Source organism: Priestia sp. P5_B4, from assembly GCF_056400385.1.
On sequence record NZ_JBFULJ010000194.1, the window covers coordinates 1 to 5786 of the forward strand.

At 42.0% G+C, this 5786-nt stretch carries 7 protein-coding genes; all 7 read right to left on the reverse strand.

What is annotated here, in order from left to right; translation table 11 throughout:
- On the reverse strand, window positions 1-164 hold a 164-nt coding region (locus AC1DRF_RS15000; RefSeq protein ID WP_477741047.1), incomplete at its 3' end, for a YokU family protein.
- 14 nt (window positions 165-178) lie between these two features.
- Window positions 179-1591 carry a lysine 2,3-aminomutase gene (gene kamA / locus AC1DRF_RS15005; protein WP_427091191.1) on the reverse strand — a complete coding sequence of 471 codons (1413 nt, stop codon included), beginning with the start codon at window positions 1589-1591 and terminating at the stop codon, window positions 179-181.
- A gap of 67 nt (window positions 1592-1658) precedes the next feature.
- Window positions 1659-2507, reverse strand: coding sequence for a putative beta-lysine N-acetyltransferase (ablB, locus tag AC1DRF_RS15010; protein ID WP_477741045.1), 849 nt, complete (start codon window positions 2505-2507; stop codon window positions 1659-1661).
- A gap of 26 nt (window positions 2508-2533) precedes the next feature.
- On the reverse strand, window positions 2534-3799 hold the full coding sequence (locus tag AC1DRF_RS15015; RefSeq protein WP_097824463.1) for a peptidase: 1266 nt from the start codon (window positions 3797-3799) through the stop codon (window positions 2534-2536).
- Between the two features lie 13 nt (window positions 3800-3812).
- The gene (locus tag AC1DRF_RS15020) at window positions 3813-4475 is read right to left on the reverse strand and encodes a 3-oxoacid CoA-transferase subunit B (protein ID WP_043976615.1); all 663 of its coding nucleotides are present in this window, start codon (window positions 4473-4475) and stop codon (window positions 3813-3815) included.
- Window positions 4460-5161: a CoA transferase subunit A gene (locus tag AC1DRF_RS15025; RefSeq protein ID WP_043976614.1), complete on the reverse strand. Its 702-nt coding sequence runs from the start codon at window positions 5159-5161 to the stop codon at window positions 4460-4462. The genes AC1DRF_RS15020 and AC1DRF_RS15025 overlap by 16 nt, the downstream gene beginning before the upstream one ends.
- A partial coding sequence (locus AC1DRF_RS15030; RefSeq protein WP_477741046.1) for an aminotransferase class III-fold pyridoxal phosphate-dependent enzyme occupies window positions 5162-5786 on the reverse strand: 625 nt, incomplete at its 5' end. It abuts the gene before it with no gap.

Consider the following 5786-nt stretch of genomic DNA (forward strand, 5'->3'; position numbering starts at 1 on the left):
TCTATGATCTCTTCTTCTTGATATGACATCCCGCAACCTGAACAGCTGATACATGGCATATGAGTAATTTCAATACTTCTCGTTCCATCTGGCAATTCCCAGTATGCGGTATTGGTTGTTTCTACCGCTTTTTCTTCTTCGCACCATGCGCATTGAACAGTCATATTACAGGACCTCCTTAAGATGATGGAGCATCGTCGCTTTTAACGTCTTTTTTCAATTGAGCTTTAAACTTTTTATCTTTTAATTCATCTCTTTTTTCACGTTTATCTTTTAGACTTTCGTGAGCACTGTCACTTTCATATGTTTTACGTCTTTTTACTCTCCCTAACCCTTCCGGTACAAGGTTGAATTGAGCATCATTCATAAGACCCGAGATGCCGATGGAAGAATCTTTAGCATCCGATGCTGGATAAACAGCTCGAAAATAATCATCTGCACGCCCAGGCACATAGCTTTCTGGCTCCGGATACGTCGTAATCACTCCTTCAAAGTTTCGCAGAACAACTTTACTTGCGCTTTGACTAATAATATAGTTTGGCTGAACTGCAATCTTTCCTCCTCCTCCTGGCGCATCAATAACAAACGTTGGAACAGCATAGCCAGACGTATGACCTCGCAGCCCTTCCATAATTTCAAGCCCTTTGGAAACAGGTGCGCGGAAATGCCCAATTCCCTCTGACAAATCACATTGATAAATATAGTAAGGACGAACGCGTATTTTCACTAAATCGTGCATAAGCTTTTTCATGATAGCTACGCTGTCATTAATCCCAGCTAAAATAACCGCTTGATTGCCAACTGGAACGCCTGCATCGACAAGCATTTCACATGCTTTTTTTGTCTCTTCCGTAATTTCAATGGATGTATTAAAGTGAGTATTTAACCATACTGGATGATATCTCCTTAAAATGGTACATAAATTTTCTGTTATTCGCTGTGGAAACACAACGGGTGCTCTTGTGCCAATCCGAATAATTTCCACATGGGGAATAGCTCGTAAATTCTTCAAAATATATTCTAAAATGTTGTCATTAATCAGCAAGCCATCACCTCCTGAAATGAGTACATCTCGTACTTCAGGTGTTTTGGCGATATAAGCAATCGCAGCATCTAACTGCTTTTTTGGAACGCCCATTCCGATTTGTCCTGAAAACCTTCTTCGAGTACAGTACCTGCAGTACATGGAACATTGATTGGTGACTAAGAACAAAACGCGATCAGGATAGCGATGAGTCAACCCTGGCACTGGAGAATCTTCGTCTTCATCTAGGGGATCTTCTAGATCATATTTTGTTTTATGAAGTTCTTTGCCAACCGGAACAGACTGCATACGGACGGGGCAGCGAGGATCATCTGGATTCATCAAAGATGCATAGTAAGGCGTAATATTGAGCGGAATGGTTTTGGTTGAAATGCGTACTCCTTCTTCTTCTTCAGGAGTTAAGTTAATAACCTTTTTTAAATCATCTAACGTTCGAATTGTGTTTGTTAATTGCCAAATCCAGTCATTCCATTTTTCTTCAGGAACATCTTTCCATAACTCAATATCTTTCCAGTGCCGGGACGGCTTATATAAATCATATAACATACAATCGCTCCTTTATGAAGATTTACTATTGTTATATGTTACAGCCCATAAATTGGTTAATTATTTCTCACCCTTTACTTTTTGACAGATCCTTCACCCATACGTTCATATCTTCTAACGATTTATAAATGTAACAATTATTCGTTAACCTTCCCGTATAGGTATAGCCAAGCTGCTGAAAGGCGGCGTTCATCCCGAATGAAAGCGCTCTCGCTATTGTGTATACACAAAAAATATGCCGCTGTTTTAGCTCCGCCTCTAGTGCGTTTAATAAATGCTTCATGAATCCATACTTTCGGTAAGCAGGGAGAGTCGCACAATCCGTTAGTTCAGCATTGTGATAGACATAGTCAATTTCAGCAGAAGCAGCGCTAACGATATCGTTCTTGTCAACTATGATATAAAACAAGCTATCTTCTTGAAGCAAATTAGAGAGATACTCTTCTTCGTAGAGGGGAGTAGGATACACTGTGAAGATTTGACGGTAGAGCTGAGAAAGTTGTTTAGCGTCAGATGAAATGGCTTGGCGCATGATCAGTTGATTCGATAAAGAAGAATAATCAGATGTCGGCAAATTCAACACATCTTGAAGCAGCTCTGTTTCTTTTAACGTCTCCCCGCTGTCTCGGCGGGATTGAGACGTATAGTAGCATAAAAGATACGCGTCGCTTCCGTTAAAATAGTAGGGAACAGTTGCTTCTAAAGAAAATCCCAAGCTTATCCAGTCCAACAGATGTTCAGCACGTGCTTTTATARTCCACTTTTCGTACGTTTTCTTATCAATTTCTTTATATATATAGCTGTAAATATCGTTTACATTTCCCCGGTAATCATCTACTCTCAGACGCTTGTTATATTCATCTAAAAAAAGAGTCATAGCAAAGGTTGGCTGACAAATATTTTCTTGTTTCCCCATTTGTTTGTATCCTCTCCCTTTTTAGCTTAGTCCGCAATACTGCACCAGTCTGCTACAGTGAGAGCAATAATTTCCGCTGCGTCAAGCATCGTTTGAATACAAATATACTCATTCGGAAAGTGGGCCACTTCTGTTACTCCCGGTCCAAAAACAACTGTTGGAATATCCCCTACTTGTGACAGTATCCCTCCGTCCGTTCCCCAAGGAGATGCTTCAATGATCGGCTGATTCTGTTTCACTTGATAAAAAGAGGACGAAAGAGAGGTCATAAGCGGATGCTCCAATTCAATTTCACCGGGAAGCCAGTGGGCCCCAAACCATTCCAAGTCGACAGGGTGCTCAGCAAACCACTCATCACGCTGAGCCAAAAGTTCAAGCCAGGATTTCATTTCTGCTCTGACATTTTTCATTTTTTCATGCGGAGCAACTCCTATCCTGCCTTCTAATATTACTTGATCAGCGACTGAAGAAGGCCACGTTCCGCCTTGTATATTTCCGATATTAATCGGCACGGGAATAGGGATTTTATTATAGAGCGGATCGGTAATTCGGCTGTTTCTCTCTTTTTCAAGACCCTCAATATGTTTAAGCACAACAGCTGCTTTTTCAATCGCACTCACGCCTTCATACCGAGTCCCTCCATGTGCTGCTACTCCATGCACGGTCACTCGAAACCACATGGAGCCTTGCTGTTTAGGGAAGATCTTCATGTTGGTTGGTTCTGGAATGATGGCACCATCTGCTTTATACCCTCTAAGTACACAGGAAAGTGTTCCTGCCCCTCCGCTTTCCTCTTCTACTACGCTTTGAAAAATAACATCTCCTTTTAGTGAAATATCTAGCTCTTTCAACGCTTGAATAGCTAAGAGTAACGACACATTTCCTCCTTTCATATCCGTTGCTCCGCGTCCATATAAGTTTCCATCTTTTACAACAGCCGTATAAGGGTCTTCCGTCCACTGTGAAAGATCTCCGGGTGGCACTACATCAATGTGCCCATTCAAAATAATGGATTTCCCTCCGCCTTTCCCTTTTAAAACGCCTACCACATTCGGACTGTCTCGAAAAGTAGAACGGTTGGAGGCAAAAGCTTCATGGCTGCGAAGTATTTTTTCGTCCGGTTCCCATATATCAATATCTAACTGCAGCTGTCGAAGGCGTTCAATAACAATTGCCTGCGCATGCTTTTCAGAACCTTGTACGCTTGCTTCTTCTACGAAACGCTTGAGTAAACGCACTGCACTTTGACGATGCTCTGTCATCCAGTTATGAATAGATTGCTGTATGTTCATGTAAGGGTCCTCCTTATGGTATCGTAATCAATTGATCACTCAGGCGAACTGTCGCTTCTGTTGAACTCAAAATATCCTCTACAGTATAAGGAGACATTAACTCTGTTAGAAGAAGCGCATCTTTTTCTACTTTAAAAACCGCCCGATCTGTAATAACTAATCCCACGCAGCCCGAAGCAGTCAGAGGTAAAGAGCACGTCTTAACCAGCTTCGGTTCTCCTGTCTTGCTCGTATGATTCATTAGCACAATGACTTTTTTCGCTTTTTGAGCTAATTCCATCGCTCCTCCCATCCCAGGAACTCGCTTACCTGGCACAATCCAATTAGCTAAATCCCCTTTTTCACTCACTTCCAACGCACCAAGAATGGTCATATCGACGTATCCTTTTCGAATCATCGCGAAGGCTGTAGCACTGTCACAGTATGAAGCCCCTTGAACGGTAGTTGTTGGATAGCCTGCTGCATTACAAACATTCTCATCTTCTTCACCTAAAGGAGGGGAAGATCCTAACCCTAAAATTCCATTTTCAGCATGAAACATCACATGAACAGCGCTTGGCACATAATTAGGAATAAGAGAAGGAATGCCAATCCCTAAATTAACAATCATGCCGTTTTGAATTTCAGCCGCAGCACGTTTTGCAATACGATGACGAATATCTATTCCCAAACCCATTTCCAATTCACTCCTTTTGAAGGGACAATATAATCCACAAATACACCTGACGTCATCACGTTCTCTGGGTCAATGTCCCCAAGAGGAACAATTTCATCCACTTCAGCGATAGTTATACGACCTGCCATTGCCATTAACGGATTAGTGTTTCGAGCGCTTTTATCATAAAGCAAGTTGCCGAATGGATCTGCTTTTTTTGCATACACAAAAGCAACGTCGGCTGTGAGCGGCTTTTCCACTAAAAATGTCTTGCCGTCTACTTCCACTTTTTCTTTTCCAAATTGAATAATGTCATTTTCTATTCCTACATCAATCAGTACTCCTCCGAGTCCAACTCCTCCCGCTCGAATCCGTTCAGCAAGCGTTCCTTGAGGAGAAAACTCAACTTCCAGCTTTTCTTCTGTCATCAGCGTTCCAGCCACTGGGTTCGACCCAATATGAGAAGCAATCAGCTTTTGAATTCTTCCTTGGCTTACCAATTTTCCCGCACCAATATGAGGAAAGCCTGAATCATTACATATCAATGTAAAATTTGATTTTCCGCTTTCAATCAGACCATCAATGAGAGAAGGCGGGCTGCCTACTCCTCCAAATCCTCCTATCATCAGCGTAGCCGCATGATCCACGTATTCAATCGCTTGTTCCACAGTTGTGATCTTTTGAAATGAGTTTTCGACCTTTGTCACTCATTTCACCTCATTTCTCTGTTTTTCATTTTGCACTTCATGCAATGTTTTCGAAAGCAGATCGACCGCTTCATCAAGCTGACGATGAGTAATCGTAAATGGTGGCGCAATAATAATACCGTCTCCTTCTACTCCGTCTGTTCCTGCYTGTGAAGGATAAAGGAGAAGACCATTTTTTTGGGCTTTACTTATTACGCGTGCCGTCATATTTTCCGAAGATGAAAAAGGCTCCTTCGTCTTTGGATTTTGCACAAGCTCAAGACCAACTAGTAAGCCTTTGCCACGTATATCACCAATGATAGGGTAAAGAAGTTGAAGCTTCTTCAATTCCCCTACTAAATAGTCTCCTTTCAGCGCTGCTTCTTGAACAAGATCATGCTTTTCAATATAGGTTAAAACAGCTATCCCTACAGCGGATGACAGCGGATTAGCGCTTAGCGTATGTCCGCTCATAATTAATTTGGATCCGTTCATGATAGGTTCAATCGTTTTGCTGCTAGCTAACGTAACGGCTATTGGTGTATATCCTGCTCCCACTCCTTTTCCAAGCGTCATGATGTCTGGTTTAACTCCCCAGTGCTCATACGCAAACATCACGCCTGTACGCCCAACTCCAGTCATGACT

What these genes read in the sequence shown, in the direction of transcription:
- AC1DRF_RS15015 (WP_097824463.1), bottom strand. Translation starts at nt 3,799, where the DNA reads ATGAACATACAGCAATCTATTCATAACTGGATGACAGAGCATCGTCAA.
- kamA (WP_427091191.1), bottom strand. Translation starts at nt 1,591, where the DNA reads ATGTTATATGATTTATATAAGCCGTCCCGGCACTGGAAAGATATTGAG.
- AC1DRF_RS15020 (WP_043976615.1), bottom strand. Translation starts at nt 4,475, where the DNA reads ATGGGTTTGGGAATAGATATTCGTCATCGTATTGCAAAACGTGCTGCG.